The organism is Streptomyces sp. NK08204, from assembly GCF_020400585.1.
GTDB lineage: Bacteria > Actinomycetota > Actinomycetes > Streptomycetales > Streptomycetaceae > Streptomyces.
Window position 1 is genome coordinate 46792 of the sequence record NZ_JAINVF010000005.1, and the last position, 13524, is coordinate 60315.

At 73.3% G+C, this 13524-nt stretch carries 12 protein-coding genes; 8 read left to right on the top strand and 4 right to left on the bottom strand.

Features of this window, described 5'->3' with window-relative positions:
* Positions 1 to 16: 16 nt before the first annotated feature.
* Together K7G59_RS09885 and K7G59_RS09890 are read right to left on the bottom strand one after the other, a co-directional pair.
* Positions 17 to 880, bottom strand: coding sequence for a polyphosphate polymerase domain-containing protein (locus K7G59_RS09885; RefSeq protein ID WP_225832390.1), 864 nt, complete (start codon positions 878 to 880; stop codon positions 17 to 19).
* Positions 877 to 1554 (bottom strand): DUF4956 domain-containing protein, encoded by a 678-nt coding sequence (locus tag K7G59_RS09890; RefSeq protein ID WP_225832392.1) that lies wholly within the window; start codon positions 1552 to 1554, stop codon positions 877 to 879. The genes K7G59_RS09885 and K7G59_RS09890 overlap by 4 nt, the downstream gene beginning before the upstream one ends.
* Before the next feature lie 152 nt (positions 1555 to 1706).
* On the opposite strand from K7G59_RS09890, the gene K7G59_RS09895 reads away from it, so the two are divergent.
* The 3 genes from K7G59_RS09895 to K7G59_RS09905 all read left to right on the top strand — a co-directional run bounded on the left by K7G59_RS09895 (position 1707) and on the right by K7G59_RS09905 (position 4331).
* Complete coding sequence (locus K7G59_RS09895; RefSeq protein ID WP_225832394.1) at positions 1707 to 2378, top strand: response regulator transcription factor; 672 nt, start codon at positions 1707 to 1709, stop codon at positions 2376 to 2378.
* Entirely contained in the window at positions 2375 to 3775 is a 1401-nt protein-coding gene (locus K7G59_RS09900) for a HAMP domain-containing sensor histidine kinase (protein ID WP_225832397.1), read from the top strand. Before K7G59_RS09895 ends, K7G59_RS09900 begins: the two co-directional genes overlap by 4 nt.
* 103 nt (positions 3776 to 3878) lie before the next feature.
* Positions 3879 to 4331 carry a hypothetical protein gene (locus K7G59_RS09905; RefSeq protein ID WP_225832400.1) on the top strand — a complete coding sequence of 151 codons (453 nt, stop codon included), beginning with the start codon at positions 3879 to 3881 and terminating at the stop codon, positions 4329 to 4331.
* Positions 4332 to 4412: 81 nt separating this feature from the next.
* Here K7G59_RS09905 and K7G59_RS09910 read toward each other — a convergent pair whose 3' ends face one another.
* Together K7G59_RS09910 and K7G59_RS09915 are read right to left on the bottom strand one after the other, a co-directional pair.
* Positions 4413 to 5261 (bottom strand): hypothetical protein, encoded by an 849-nt coding sequence (locus K7G59_RS09910; protein WP_225832402.1) that lies wholly within the window; start codon positions 5259 to 5261, stop codon positions 4413 to 4415.
* Between the two features lie 87 nt (positions 5262 to 5348).
* A complete protein-coding gene (locus K7G59_RS09915) occupies positions 5349 to 5981 on the bottom strand; it encodes an RNA polymerase sigma factor (protein WP_225832404.1) in 633 nt (210 codons plus the stop codon).
* 367 nt (positions 5982 to 6348) lie between these two features.
* Here K7G59_RS09915 and K7G59_RS09920 point away from each other — a divergent pair, with 367 nt between their 5' ends.
* The 5 genes from K7G59_RS09920 to K7G59_RS09940 all read left to right on the top strand — a co-directional run bounded on the left by K7G59_RS09920 (position 6349) and on the right by K7G59_RS09940 (position 13512).
* A complete protein-coding gene (locus tag K7G59_RS09920) occupies positions 6349 to 7077 on the top strand; it encodes a hypothetical protein (RefSeq protein WP_225832406.1) in 729 nt (242 codons plus the stop codon).
* A gap of 15 nt (positions 7078 to 7092) precedes the next feature.
* Complete coding sequence (locus K7G59_RS09925; RefSeq protein WP_225832408.1) at positions 7093 to 9552, top strand: bifunctional polysaccharide deacetylase/glycosyltransferase family 2 protein; 2460 nt, start codon at positions 7093 to 7095, stop codon at positions 9550 to 9552.
* A 20-nt stretch (positions 9553 to 9572) separates the two neighbouring features.
* On the top strand, positions 9573 to 11882 hold the full coding sequence (locus K7G59_RS09930) for a transglycosylase domain-containing protein (protein WP_225832410.1): 2310 nt from the start codon (positions 9573 to 9575) through the stop codon (positions 11880 to 11882).
* Between the two features lie 261 nt (positions 11883 to 12143).
* The gene (locus K7G59_RS09935; RefSeq protein WP_225832412.1) at positions 12144 to 12584 is read left to right on the top strand and encodes a hypothetical protein; all 441 of its coding nucleotides are present in this window, start codon (positions 12144 to 12146) and stop codon (positions 12582 to 12584) included.
* Between the two features lie 190 nt (positions 12585 to 12774).
* Positions 12775 to 13512, top strand: coding sequence for a flavodoxin family protein (locus K7G59_RS09940; RefSeq protein ID WP_225832414.1), 738 nt, complete (start codon positions 12775 to 12777; stop codon positions 13510 to 13512).
* Positions 13513 to 13524: the final 12 nt, after the last annotated feature.

The window sequence follows — 13524 nt, forward strand, 5'->3', positions numbered from 1 at the left end:
TCGAGGTGCGGTACGGCTACGCCTCGGCGGTGAAGTGCCTGCGGGCCAGGCGGCGTACGTCGTTGTCGGGCAGGCCGGGGGTGAGCAGCGACTGGCCGAGGATGTACTTGCTCAGGGAGACGGGCCGGCCGCCCAGGCCCAGCAGCAGCCGGTCGGCGGGGGCGGGGCGGGCGCCGCCCTTGGTCTCCACGAGGACGTGACCGGGGTCGAGGGCGGCGGTGCGGCCGGCCCGGTGGCAGGTGAGGTGGCCGTCGAGGGTGACGCGGGTGCCGTGGTCGAGGTCGGCGAGGGCCACGCGGACGTAGCGGATCTCGGCGGCGGCGGTCAGGGCGGCGGCGGTGACCGGGACGCCGCAGGCGCGCAGGACGCCGTCGACGAACTCGCCCGCCCGGTCGTCGAGCCGGCCGTATGTGTGAGCGGGGGCCTTGAGGGCGTGTTTGACGGTGGCGCCGCGGCCGTCCTTCGTCTTCACCTCCACCCGGCACAGCCCGTCCTCCGCGTACAGGCGGGTGCGGACCTTCCAGCGGCGGCGCCGCCCCTGGACGTGGGCGCGCCAAGCCGCCAGCTCCGGGGTGTCGAAGTACGTGCTGAGGTAGCTCGTCGTACGGCGTCCCACCAGGTCGAGGACCCGGTGGCTGTCGGCGAGAGCGGCCACGAAGGCGCGGGCACGGTCGAGGGGCAGCAGGTACTTGCGGTCGGTGCGGTGCTGGAGGGCGGCGGCGTCGTCGACCTCGGCGAGCGTGGCGCCGCGCAGCGCGGACAGGCCGAGCGAGGTGGCGAGGCCGGACGCGGAGGAGGTCGCTCCGTCCGGGGCGGGCGTCGCGACGGTGGCCCCGGGGCGGGTCGCCGGGACCGCCGGGAGGGACGGCACCGGCGTCATGACACGGTCACCTGCTCGCGGGTCTCCGGGTCCGCCGGCCCCGGTTCCGCGGTGGTCATCGGCTCGGCGGAGGCGCCGGCCGGGTAGCGGGCGGAGACCTTGGTGGTCTCGCGGACGTAGTCGACCTCTTCCACCGCGACCGAGAGCGGGGCCTGGCCGAAGCGCAGGGCCACGTCCTGGGCGATCACCGAGGGGTCCGGGTAGACCCGGTCCAGGGTGAGCTTCACGGTCCGGGTCGGCGGCGGGTACGAGCGGGGGTCGTCCACCAGCAGCACCGCCACCAGCACGACGAGGTCCAGGGCGATGACGAGCCAGCTGTCGCGCTGCGGCAGCCCGTTGCACAGGGCGACGACCAGCGCGACGAAGGCGTAGGCGACGTCGCGCAGCGTGAAAGCGGCACTGCGCAGCCGGACCAGCGAAAGGATGCCGAACAGGCCGAAGCCGACGCCGGCCGGGAACTTGCCCGCACTGATCGTGCTCATGGCGGCGAACAGTCCGATGTTCAGTGCGGTCAGCACCAGCGGCATCGCCGGGGCGCTGGGACGGCGCCGGTGGAGCCCGCCGACCAGGACGAGCAGGGCGACGACATCGAGGGCGCCGCGCGTGGTGAGGTCCGTGGGGCCGATGTGGGCGGTGATGCCCTTGACGGCGAGCACCGATACCGCTGTGTGCATGGCTGTCCCTTCCGTCACGGCATCTCGACGGCGGACCGGTCGCGGTCCGCGGAGCACCGCGACACCAAGGAAGGTAGGGATGTCACATGAACAGACCATGAAGCCTTTCGGGCGACCGGGGATGTGCACGGCCCCGCATTAACCTCTCCGGTATGCACTGCCTGGTCGTCGACGACGAGACCCGCCTGACCGATCTGGTGGTCCGCTACCTCACCGAGTCCGGTCACACCGCCGAGGGCCGCTACGACGGGCCCTCCGGGCTCGCCGCCGCCCGTGACCCGCGCCTGGACGCCGTACTCCTGGACGTGATGCTGCCGGGCCTGGACGGGGTCGAGGTGTGCCGGACGCTGCGCGGTGAGGGCATCGACGTGCCCGTGATCCTGCTGACCGCCCGTGGTGCGATCAGCGAACGTGTCGCCGGGCTGGACGCCGGGGCCGACGACTACGTCGTGAAGCCGTTCGCCATGGAGGAGCTGCTGGCCCGGCTGCGGGCGATCTCCCGGCGCCGCCCCGACCCCGCCGGCCGGCTGCGGGTCGGCGATCTGGTCCTGGACCCCGAGCAGCAGCGCGCCTGGCGGGCGGGCACGGAACTGGAGCTGTCGCGACGCGAGTTCGCCGTACTGCGCGTGCTGATGGAGAACGCGGGCCGTGTGGTGTCCCGGCTCCAGTTGCTGGACGAGGTGTGGGACGGCGAGGCCGACCTGCGCAGCAACGCCATCGACGTGCACGTGTCCAAGGTGCGCGCCAAAGCGGACCGGGCGTTCGGCCGTACGACGATCACGACCCTGCGGGGCCGCGGCTACCGCCTGGAGACGACCCCGTGATCCTGCCCCGCCGGGTGCCCGCCTGGTTCGGGCGGCTGCCCGTGGTGACCCGGCTGGTGCTGGCCGTCGCCGTGACGATGTCGCTGGTGCTGGCGGGTGCGGCGGGGCTGGTGTACTGGCGGGTGCAGGCCGCGCTGGACGGGCAGCTCGACGGTGACCTGGCGACGTACCAGCGCAGTCTCGACCATGCCGTCCGCGCGGGCACCGCGCTGCCGCCCGGCCCCGACGGCAGTCTCCACCAGGTGCTCGACACGCGGGGCCGGATGCTGACGTCCAGTGCGGCCGTCGGCCACGAGGCGCTGCTCGCCCCGGCGGAGATCGCCGCCGTCGCCGACGGCGCGACCGTACGGCGGGACATAGGCGCCCTGCTGCCCATCACCCCGGACACCCTGCGGCTGCAGGCCGAGCGGGTCACCACCGCCGGGCAGCCGCGCGTCGTCGTCGTGGCCGTACGACGCGGTCATCGTGACGAGGCACTGCGCGAACTCCTCGCCCAGCTGGCCCTCGCCTCGGGCCTGACCCTGGTCGCCGCCTCCTACGTCGGCTACCGCACCGCCCGCGCGGCCCTGCGCCCGGTCGAGCGGTACCGAGTCGGGGCGGCCACGCTGGCCGACGGCGCCCAGAAGCTGCGGCTGGACGTGCCCGCCGACCGCGACGACGAGATCACCCGCCTCGGGCACACCCTGAACCGCATGCTCGGCAGGCTGGAGGCCGCCGCCGCCCGCGAGCGCCGGTTCATCGCGGACGCCAGCCACGAGCTGCGCACCCCGCTGTCCCTCCTGCGCGCCGAACTCGACGTCGCCCTGCACCGTCCGCGCGGCGCCGAGGAACTGACCGAGACCCTGCGCTCGGTGGACGCCGAGGTGCAGCGCCTGATCGACCTCTCCGACGCGCTGCTGGATCTGGAGGAACTCGGCGGCACCGGCCACGTGACCCGGGCGCCCGTGCCGCTCGCCGATCTGGTCGCCGACGCCGTGGCCCCGCGGCTGCGCACCGCCGAGCAGGCCGGACGCACGCTGAGCGTGGACGCGGCCCGCACGACCGTGGACGTCGACGCCCGGTGGCTGCGGCCCGCCATCGGCAACCTTGTGGACAACGCCCTGCGCCATGGCAGGGGAGCGGTCCGCCTCACCGCCGTCGTCCGGGAGGGACGCCTGACGCTGTCGGTCACGGACGAGGGCCCGGGCTTCCCGCCGGACTTCCTGCCCCGCGCCTTCGACCGCTTCGCCCGCGCCGAGACCAGCCGCACCGGCGAGGGCTCCGGGCTCGGCCTCGCCTTCGTGCACGCGGTGGCCACGGCCCACGACGGCACGGCGCACGCCACGAACACCCCGCACGGGGCGACCGTCACCCTCGACCTGCCCTGCCAGGGGCCGGCAACGACCGTCTCCCTCTGAACAGGGCCAGGTCGGGGCACGGCCGACTCGCGGGTGCACACGAGAGGAAGCAGGCCGTGCTGTCGGACGGTTGGCAGGCCCCCCGGCGGAGCAGCGTACGGGGATGGAATGGATCAGTCTCGCAAGTACGGCGCTGGGCGCGCTGGTCGGCCTGGGAGCGACGTTCGTGCTGGACCAGGCGCGGTGGCGGCGGGAGAGCGAGCAGCGCAGGAGGGACGACCGAAGAGCGGTGTACACGTCCTTTCTGGCCGCCACCGCGGAGGCGAGCGAGATACTTTTCAACATCGCCCACGGTCACGACACCGACGCGTCGGCGACGAGCCGCGCGCAGACCGTCATCCGTGACAGCGCGGTGCTGTCACGGCGCCTGGAACTCTCCCTCGTCGCGGCACCGGCCGTCATGAGGGAGGCGAACCGTCTCGTGGACCGCCTGCGGGACTACCGCCGTGCCGTCGGCCAGGGCCCGGCCGAGGACACGCAAGCGGTGGATCAGGCACGCGTCGCGTACAACGAGCAGCGGGACCGGCTCGTCGAGGTGATGCGCGGGACGCTGTGACCGCTCCTGCGTCGAGCGCGTCGAGCCGGACCTCGCCGCGAGAGGGCCCGGGTTCTACGGCCCCGGCCCTTTTCCCGTCGGCTACCTGTGTCTCCCGCTGCCCTGACCGCCGCTCGCCTGGCCGCTCCCGCCCGCGTCGGCAGTGGCGCCGGGGGTGCCGGCGGGCGTGCCGTTGGCGGCGCCGTCGCCTGCGTTCCCCGCCGTGCTGCCCGCGGCGCCGGTGCCGGCCGGCGTGACGTCGACCGGGGGCGTGGCACCGTCCGAGGGTCTGCCCGTACCGGACTCCGGCCTGCCCGGTGTGGCCGTCGCCCGGGTCAGCTGCTCGGAGCAGTACGCGGCGACCTTGGCCCTGCCGCCGGCGGCGGCGACGAGCTGCTGCCACACCGCCGCGTCGAGCGCCCTGCCACGGCCCTCGACCTGTTCGTAGGCGCGGCAGTGCGCCTCGGTGTCCTGGGCGGGCGCCGGGCCGTCCGTCGGCCGGGGACCGCCGGAGGTCGCCGGGGAGGCCACACCGCCCGGCCGGTCCGGAGCGAGTGCCGACGGATGCCCGGTGGCCCGGCCGGCGTCGCCACCGTCCGCGGAGGAACCGGCGGAACCGATGGCCGCGACCGCGACACCGCCCAGGGTGAGGGTGGCGAACACCACCCCGAACGTGGTCCGCACCGTGTGCCGGGCACGCCGCTGTGCCGGTGGCCGCCAGTCGTCCCGGCGCCGGGTCCTGGCCCGGTGCGGACCCGCGGCCCGGGCGGCCCGGAAGGCGGCCACGGCCCGCTGCTCGGCCTGGGGGTCGAGATCGCCGACACGTATGGCGGCGGCCAGCACCGTTTCCAGTGCGGCGGCGTCCGCCACATCCGCGGGGCCGGACACGGCGCCGCCGGGGTGCACACGCCGACGGCCCGGAAATCCGTCGCCGCTCAGCCGTTCACCCATGTCCGCTTCCGTTCCTGTTCCGACTGCTTCGATTCGCTCGGTGCACCGTCCCGGTGCCTGTTCGTCGGCCACTGCCGCCGTCGTCGTTCATGTCGACTCCCCCAGCGTGCGGGAAGTCCCATCCGTCACACCCTCCCCCGCCCCGGCGCCGAGGCCGAGCTGCCTCGCGAGGCGTTTCAGACCCCGGTGCGCGGCGGTGCGCACCGCTCCCGGGCGCTTGCCGAGGACGCGTGCGGCGGCGGGACCATCCAGGCCGACGACCACCCGCAGGAGCACCGCCTCGGCCTGGTCCCGCGGCAGCCCCTGCACCAGTTCCAGGGCCCGCTCGGTGGAGAGTGACTCCATGGCCTGGTCATAGGTGCTGTGCGGGGCGGGCAGGTCCAGCACGTCCTGCTCGGTCCCCGCCGCCCGGGGCCGTACGCGCTGGCGGCGCAGGTGGTCCAGCGCCCGGTGCCGGGCGATGGTCGCGGTCCAGCCGCGGAAGCCGGCCCCGTCGCCCTTGAAGCGTCCGAGGTCGCGGGCTATCTCCAGCCAGGCGTCGGACGCCACGTCCTCCGCGTCGTCACCGACGAGGCCGTGCAGATAGCCGAGCAGGCCCGGCTGCACGATCCGGTAGGCGACCGCGAAGGCGGTCTCGTCACCGTCCTGGGCCCGCGCGACCGCCGCGCCCAGTTCCCCGTCGTACGCATGTACGCGCCGGGGTTGCCGTACCTGGCCCAAGATTGTCCTCGTTCACACCGGTTCACAGTGAGTGCGTGCCGTCCCCCGCGCTCCAGTCGCGTCGACGGCCCATGGAGACCAGCGTCTGACGCCACTGAAGTGTCACAACGCACCGGCCGTCCTTCACCCGGGTGACGTTTCGCCCGAGCCGTGCGCTGGAGGAATGACCTCTCTTCGTGCCGTTCGTGTCTCCCCCCGTGAGCGGCACGCAGAGGGACGGGGCGGCCGGATCCCCGACCACTGCACGGGGCTCCGGCCGCCTACGCATGCCCGCACTCATGCGGCCGGGAGCTGTAACACTTTCGGCCCGTTGCGCTCTTTCCATTCGGACGACCATGTCGGTCGGCCGGGACAGGGGGCACGACTCGTGCAATGGACGGACGGGAACGGCACGCCGTACGGCGAGGATCCGTACGGCGGCTACGGGTACGCGTATGCCTACGGCCACCAGGGCGACACCGCCGTCACCGACACGGCCACGCTGTCCTGGGACCCGGCGCAGCTCGAGCAGTGGACCTACCCGGTGGCCGAGCCGGACCACCTCACCGCGACGGCGTGGGACGCCCCCCACGGTGACGTCCTCACCGCGCCGCCGCCGGAGCCGGACACAGCCCCTCGTCCCGTACCGGAACCGGACCTGCCGGAGAAGGAGCCGGTACGGCCGGTCTTCGTGGACTCCTCAGGGCGACGCCAGCGCCGTGTGCTGCGCGCCGCCCGGCTGCTGGTGATCCCCGCCGGCGGTTACGTCGCCCTGCTGATCAGCACCCTGCTGGGCGGCCCCAGCGTCAGTTCCCCGTTCGTCCCGCAGCCGGACAGCGCCCACCGGGCCACGCCCCGCGTGTCCGCCCCCGACTCGCCCTCCCGCACCGGCCACCACTCCGCCGAGGGCGCGGGTTCGGCGACGCACGAGAGCTCCCTTCCCACGGCACAGAACACCTCCGGCCCGACCGGCGGCCCGGGAGCCTCGTCCGCCCCCGCGGCCGCCTCCGGAACGACCACGACGGCCACCAGGACCACGTCCCCGGCCCCCGCCTCCACCTATGACCCCACGCTCAAGGGGCGCGCCGTCGGCTCGTCCCACAAGCCCGTGAAGTGATCGCAAGGCCCTGACGTGTCCGACCGCCGCCGCCGCAACGCCCCCTCCCGCCACAACGCCCCTTCCCGCCGCCGCGGCCGTACCGGCCAGGTCACACCCCGCACCCACTGGCTGCTGCTGAGCGTGTTCGTGGTGACCCTGTCGACGGCCCTGCTGCTGCAGGGGTACACCCACCACATGTTCGGGGTCACGTCGGACGACGTGGCCGGTGCCCGTGGCCGCAGCGGGGCGGTGCCCGCACAGGTGACCCACGGCGGCCCCGTGATCGCGAACGCCGCCGGCTCCGCGCACACCGCCCGGGTGAAGGCCCGCACCGTCGCGCTCACTTTCGACGACGGCCCCGACCCCCGCTGGACGCCCCGCGTCCTCGACGTGCTGCGCCGCAACCATGTGCACGCGACCTTCTTCGTCGTCGGAACCGAGGTCGTGGCCCACCCGGAACTGGTCCGCCGGATCGTCGCGGACGGCCACCAGATCGGCATCCACACCTTCACCCACCCCGACCTGTCCCGCCTCGCCCCGTGGCAGCGCTCCCTGGAGCTGCGCGAGACGCAGCTGGCGGTGGCCGGCGCGGCCGGGGTCACCACCGCACTGCTGAGGCCGCCGTTCACCGTCAGGAACGACATGCTGGACGACGCCGACTGGGCCGTCCTGAAGCAGGCCGGCACCGCGGGCTATGTCACGGTGCTCGCCACCCGGGACGCCGAGGACTGGCGGCGTCCCGGCACGGACCGCATCCTCGCCCGTGCGACACCGCACGGCAGCGCCGGGCAGATCGTGGTGATGCACGACGGCGGCGGTGACCGGTCCCAGACCGTCGCCGCGCTCAGCGCCCTGATCCCCCGCCTCAAGGCGCAGGGCTTCCGGTTCGCGACGGTCGGCGACGCGGTCGGCATGGCCGCGCCCGTCCGGCACGCCGGGTTCGGCGACCACCTCCAGGGACTGGCCCTGATCAAGGTGTTGCAGGCCGGCGACTGGACCGTGTGGCTGCTGGGCGTGCTGATGTACGCGGCCGGAGCGGTCAGTGTGCTGCGCGCGGTGGTCGTGCTGGTCGCGGCCCGCCGGCACCGGCGGCTGCGGAAGGGTCGCCGGGGCAGGCGCTGGGGGGCCGCGGTGACCGAACCGGTCAGCGTCATCGTCCCCGCGTACAACGAGAGCGCCGGGATCGAGGCGGCCGTGCGCTCCCTGCTCGCCTCGGACCACCCGGTGGAGATCATCGTGGTGGACGACGGTTCCACCGACGGCACCGCCGACCTGGTCGAAGCGCTCCGGCTGCCGGGGGTGCGGGTGATCCGGCAGGAGAACGCGGGCAAGCCCGCCGCGCTCAACACCGGGCTCACCGCCGCCACGTGCGACCTGGTGGTCATGGTCGACGGCGACACGGTCTTCGAACCCGAGACCGTCCGCACGATCGTGCAGCCCTTCGCCGACCCCCGCGTGGGTGCCGTCTCGGGCAACGCAAAGGTCGTCAACCGCGGTGGGCTGCTGGGCCGCTGGCAGCACATCGAGTACGTGGTCGGCTTCAACCTCGACCGCCGTCTGTTCGACCTCGCCGAGTGCATGCCGACCGTGCCCGGAGCGGTCGGCGCCTTCCGCCGTCAGGCGCTGCTCGACCTCGGCGGCGTCAACGACGCCACCCTCGCCGAGGACACCGACCTCACCATGGCGCTGTGCCGCGACGGCTGGCGGGTGGTGTACGAGGAGGGCGCGGTGGCCTGGACCGAGGCGCCCGCGTCCCTGAACGCCCTGTGGCGGCAGCGGTACCGCTGGTGCTACGGCACGCTGCAGGCGATGTGGAAGCACCGCGGCGCGCTGGTGCAGCGCGGTGCGGCCGGAAAACTCGGCCGCCGGGGCCTGGTCTACCTGCTCCTCTTCCAGGTACTGCTGCCCCTGCTCGCCCCCGTCGTGGACGTCTTCGCCCTGTACGGCCTGGTCTTCCTCGACCCGCTCCGGATCATCGGCCTGTGGTTCGCCTTCCTGCTGGTGCAGCTGCTGATGGGCCTGTACGCCTTCCGCCTGGACGGGGAGAGTCCGGGCCCGCTGTGGAGCCTGCCGCTGCAGCAGTTCGTCTACCGCCAGCTGATGTACCTGGTGGTGATCCAGTCCGTCTTCACGGCGGTCTCGGGCTCACGGCTGCGCTGGCAGCGCATGGAGCGGTACGGCAGCCTGCGGGCGCCGACGGACGCCGGGACCGGCCGGCAGGCCCCGCCCGACGCCGTTGCGGAGCCGGCACCGTACGACGCCTTCCAGCAGCCGGGGACGTACGACGCCCTCCAGCAGCCGGGGACCTACGACGCCCTCCAGCAGCCGGGGACGTACGGCACACTCCAGCAGCCGGCACCGTACGGCACACTCCAGCAACCGGGGACCTACGACGCCCTCCAGCAGCCGGGGACGTACGACGGTCGTCCACCGGTCGCTCCCCACCCCGGTCACCGGCAGCCCGGACCGTACGAGACACCGCAGTCGTACTGAGAGGACAGTGAGCAGCACCCATGAGCGGACACCGGCGCCGACCGCCACAGCGCTCCACGGGCGGCACGCATGCCGGACGCGACCGCGCGGCAGCCGGCCACCGGACGGAACGGCGTGACCGGACGCCCCGGCAGGACATGCCGCACCGCGGCCGCAGGAGGGCGCCGCAGCGGCGGCGCTGGATCGACTACCCACGACGGGGCAGGACGGGCCCGCGCCGCTGGCTGCCGTCGGTGCGCCAGCTGCTGGGGCTCTTCCTGTTCTTCCTCGGCGGCACGGCGGCGGCCGTCGGCTATGCGTACGCCACGGTCACCATCCCCGACCCCAACCCCACGACACTGCTGCAGAACAACGTCTACTACTGGTCCGACGGCACGGTGCTGGCGACCGACGGCAGCGTCAACCGCCAGAACGTCACCCTCTCGCAGGTGCCGGCGGACGTGCAGTGGGACTTCATCGCCGCGGAGAACGCCTCCTTCTACACCGACCCCGGCATCGACCCGAAGGGCATCCTCCGCGCTGTCGTCCACATGGCCGAGGGCGGCTCCGTGCAGTCCGGATCGACGATCACCCAGCAGTTCGTGAAGAACACCTACCTGGACCAGTCGCAGACGCTCTCCCGCAAGTTCAAGGAACTGCTGATCTCGTCGAAGATCGGTGCGAGCATGACCAAGCAGCAGATCCTCCAGGGCTATCTGAACACCTGCTTCTTCGGACGCCAGGCCAACGGGATCCAGGCCGCCGCCCGTGCGTACTACAACCTCCCCGTGGAGAAGCTCGACGCGAGCCAGGGAGCGTTCCTCGCCGCGGCGGTCAACGAGCCGAGCCTCTTCCAGCGCGCGGACTCCGACCCCGCGGCCCGCAAGCAGGCTCAGGCACGCTGGTCCTGGGTGCTCGACCGGATGGTCAGCACCGGCCGACTGACGCCGCAGCAGCGGGCGCGGTACGCCGCCGTCGGATTCCCGGCACCCAGGAAGTGGACGCCCGGCGCCGGGCTCACCGGCCAGACCGGCTACCTCGTCCAGCTCGCCCGGTCGTACGCCGAGGCCCACGACCGGACCATCACGGACCGCAGCCTGAGCCGGGGCGGCTACCAGATCCACACCACCTTCGACCGGAAGAAGACGGCGGACCTGGCCAGAGCGGTCGCCGAGGTGCGCACGGAACGCCTCGACCCCGGGCACCGGCCGGTCGACCGGGACGTCCAGGTGGGAGCCGCCTCGGTGGACCCCGCGACCGGCAGGATCCTCGCCGTCTACGGCGGCGCCGGATTCGACCACGGCCACTACTCCGACAACGCCGACACCTCCGGCGTCCCGATGGGCTCCACCTTCAAGCCCGTCGTCCTCGCCGCCGCGCTCCGGCACGGTGCCGTACTGCGACCCGGCCGGCCCCCCGAGCCGATCACCCCGGCCAGCAAGTTCGACGGCGACGACGGCATCAGGATCAAGGACCAGCAGGGCCACTACGTCACGGACGACAAGGACCCCACCGGCCTCCTCCACCAGCACAACGACACCCCCGACCACTGGGGGTACATCACGCTGCGCAAGGCGATGGAGATGTCGGTCAACACGCCGTACGTCCAACTGGGCGAGGACGTCGGCTACGGCGACGTGGCGAGCACGGCAGGCGCCCTCGGCCTGCGCCCGGCCAGCCTCGCCGCCCCCAGCGCCGGGTTCTACATCGGCACCTCGACACCGAGCGCCGTACGGATGGCGGGCGCGTACGCGACCCTCGCCGCCTCCGGCATGCGCGCCACCCCGTACTCGGTGACCAAGGTGACGCACAACGGCTCCGCGCTGCCCGGCTTCACCGCCCCCGCCCCGGTACGGGCCCTGCCGGCGGCCGTCGCCGACAACGTGACCGACGTTCTGCGGGGCGTCATCGCCCGGGGCACCGGTACCAAGGCCCGGGCTCTCGGCCGGCCCGCGGCGGGCAAGACCGGCACCACCGACGACTACCGGTCGGCCTGGTTCATCGGCTACACCCCCCAGCTCGCCACCTCCGTCGTGCTCTTCCGGGAGGACCCGAACCATCCGGAGCTGCAGTCCCTGGTGGGCGTGGGCGGCCTGCAGAAGGTGTTCGGCGGTGACATCCCCACCGAGATCTGGACGCGGTACATGAGCGACGCCCTCGCCGGCCTCCCCGCCGCCTCCTTCCCCGTCCCCGCCCCCCTTCGCCACGGCACCGACGAGCCCGGCGCTCCCGCACCCTCCGCGTCCGCCGGCAAGCCGGGCGGCCACAGCCACAAGGGGACGACCCCCACCGCCCCCGGGCCGGGCACGCCGACCACCCGCCCCAAGTGCCACGGCCACAGGTGCCGCTGACCGGAGCGGTCCCCGGCCGACGGTGGCCGGGGACACCAGGGTGATCCCGCGACAGCCGGGCGCTCCCGTCGTGGTGCCGTGACGGCTCCGACGCGTTCCGGCGGGCCCGGGCGGCGGCCGGTCCCCCGAGGGCGCTTGCGCCGGTGACCACGCGCCTGTCACTCGAACGGCGCAGTCTGCCTGGTCCTCAGGCGGCGCACGGCCGACCGTTCGAAGTGACGGATCAGCGGCCGCAAGGCCAGGCAGACAAGGGAGCAGCCCATGACCGCTCAACCCCGTCCGTCCCACTCGGACGCACCGTCCGCCGGCTACGGCGACACCAGCCCCTGGGCCACCGGCGGAGCGACCTTCGCCGGGGTCCTGATGCTCGTCAACGGCATCCTGGCCGTCCTGCAGGGCATCGCGGCGATATCCAAGGACGACGTCTACGCCCGCATCGGCGACTACGTCTACAAGATCAATCTGACCGGCTGGGGCTGGATCCTGCTGGTGCTCGGGGTCATCGCCGCCGCCGTGGGCTGGGGCATCCTCTCCGGCGCCGCATGGGCCCGTGCGGTCGGCATCGCGCTGGCCTCCCTGAGCCTGGTGGTCCAGTTCCTGTTCCTGCCGTACGCACCCCTGTGGTCCCTGATCAGAATGGCCATCGACGTGTTCGTCATCTGGGCGCTGGCCTCGTACAGGCCGGCCAGGGCGCACACGTGACACGCTGACGACCGGCCGGTGACGAACCGCGCGTCGCGGACTCGGCGGGCGGCCGGCTGCCGGGCCCGCTGGACGCGTGACGGCGCGTCCGTTCGGGCGCGTCGTGATGGCGCCTGCCGCAGCCGGGCCGCACGCTGAACAGGGACGCGCCGCCGCACACCATGCGGCGGCCAGGCTCTGGGAGGACCGTGTGACCGCTTCGTCACCCGCCACCGACGCACCACCGGCCCGCTACGACGACCTGCGCGCGCTGGTGATCAACTGCACCCTCAAGCGCTCGCCGGAGACGAGCAACACCCAGGGACTGATCGACCGCAGCACGGCCATCATGAACGCACAGGGCGTACGGGTGGACGTCGTACGGGCGGTGGACCACGACATCGCCACCGGGGTGTGGCCCGACATGACGGAGCACGGCTGGGAGTCGGACGCCTGGCCGGACCTGTACCGGCAGGTGATGGCGGCCGACATCCTCGTCCTGGCCGGCCCCATCTGGCTGGGCGACAACAGCTCCGTGACGAAGCAGGTGATCGAACGCCTCTACGCCTGCTCCAGCCTCCTCAACGACGCCGGGCAGTACGCCTATTACGGCCGCGTCGGCGGCTGCCTGATCACCGGCAACGAGGACGGCGTCAAGCACTGCGCCATGAACGTCCTCTACAGCCTCCAGCACCTGGGGTACACCATCCCCCCGCAGGCGGACGCCGGATGGATCGGCGAGGCGGGCCCCGGCCCCTCGTACCTCGATCCCGGCTCGGGCGGCCCGGAGAACGACTTCACCAACCGCAACACCACCTTCATGACCTGGAACCTGCTGCACCTGGCCCGGGCGCTGAAGGACCTCGGCGGCATCCCGGCCTACGGCAACCAGCGCACCGCGTGGGACGCCGGCTGCCGCCGCGACTACGAGAACCCCGAGCACCGGTAGGGACAGGAGGTT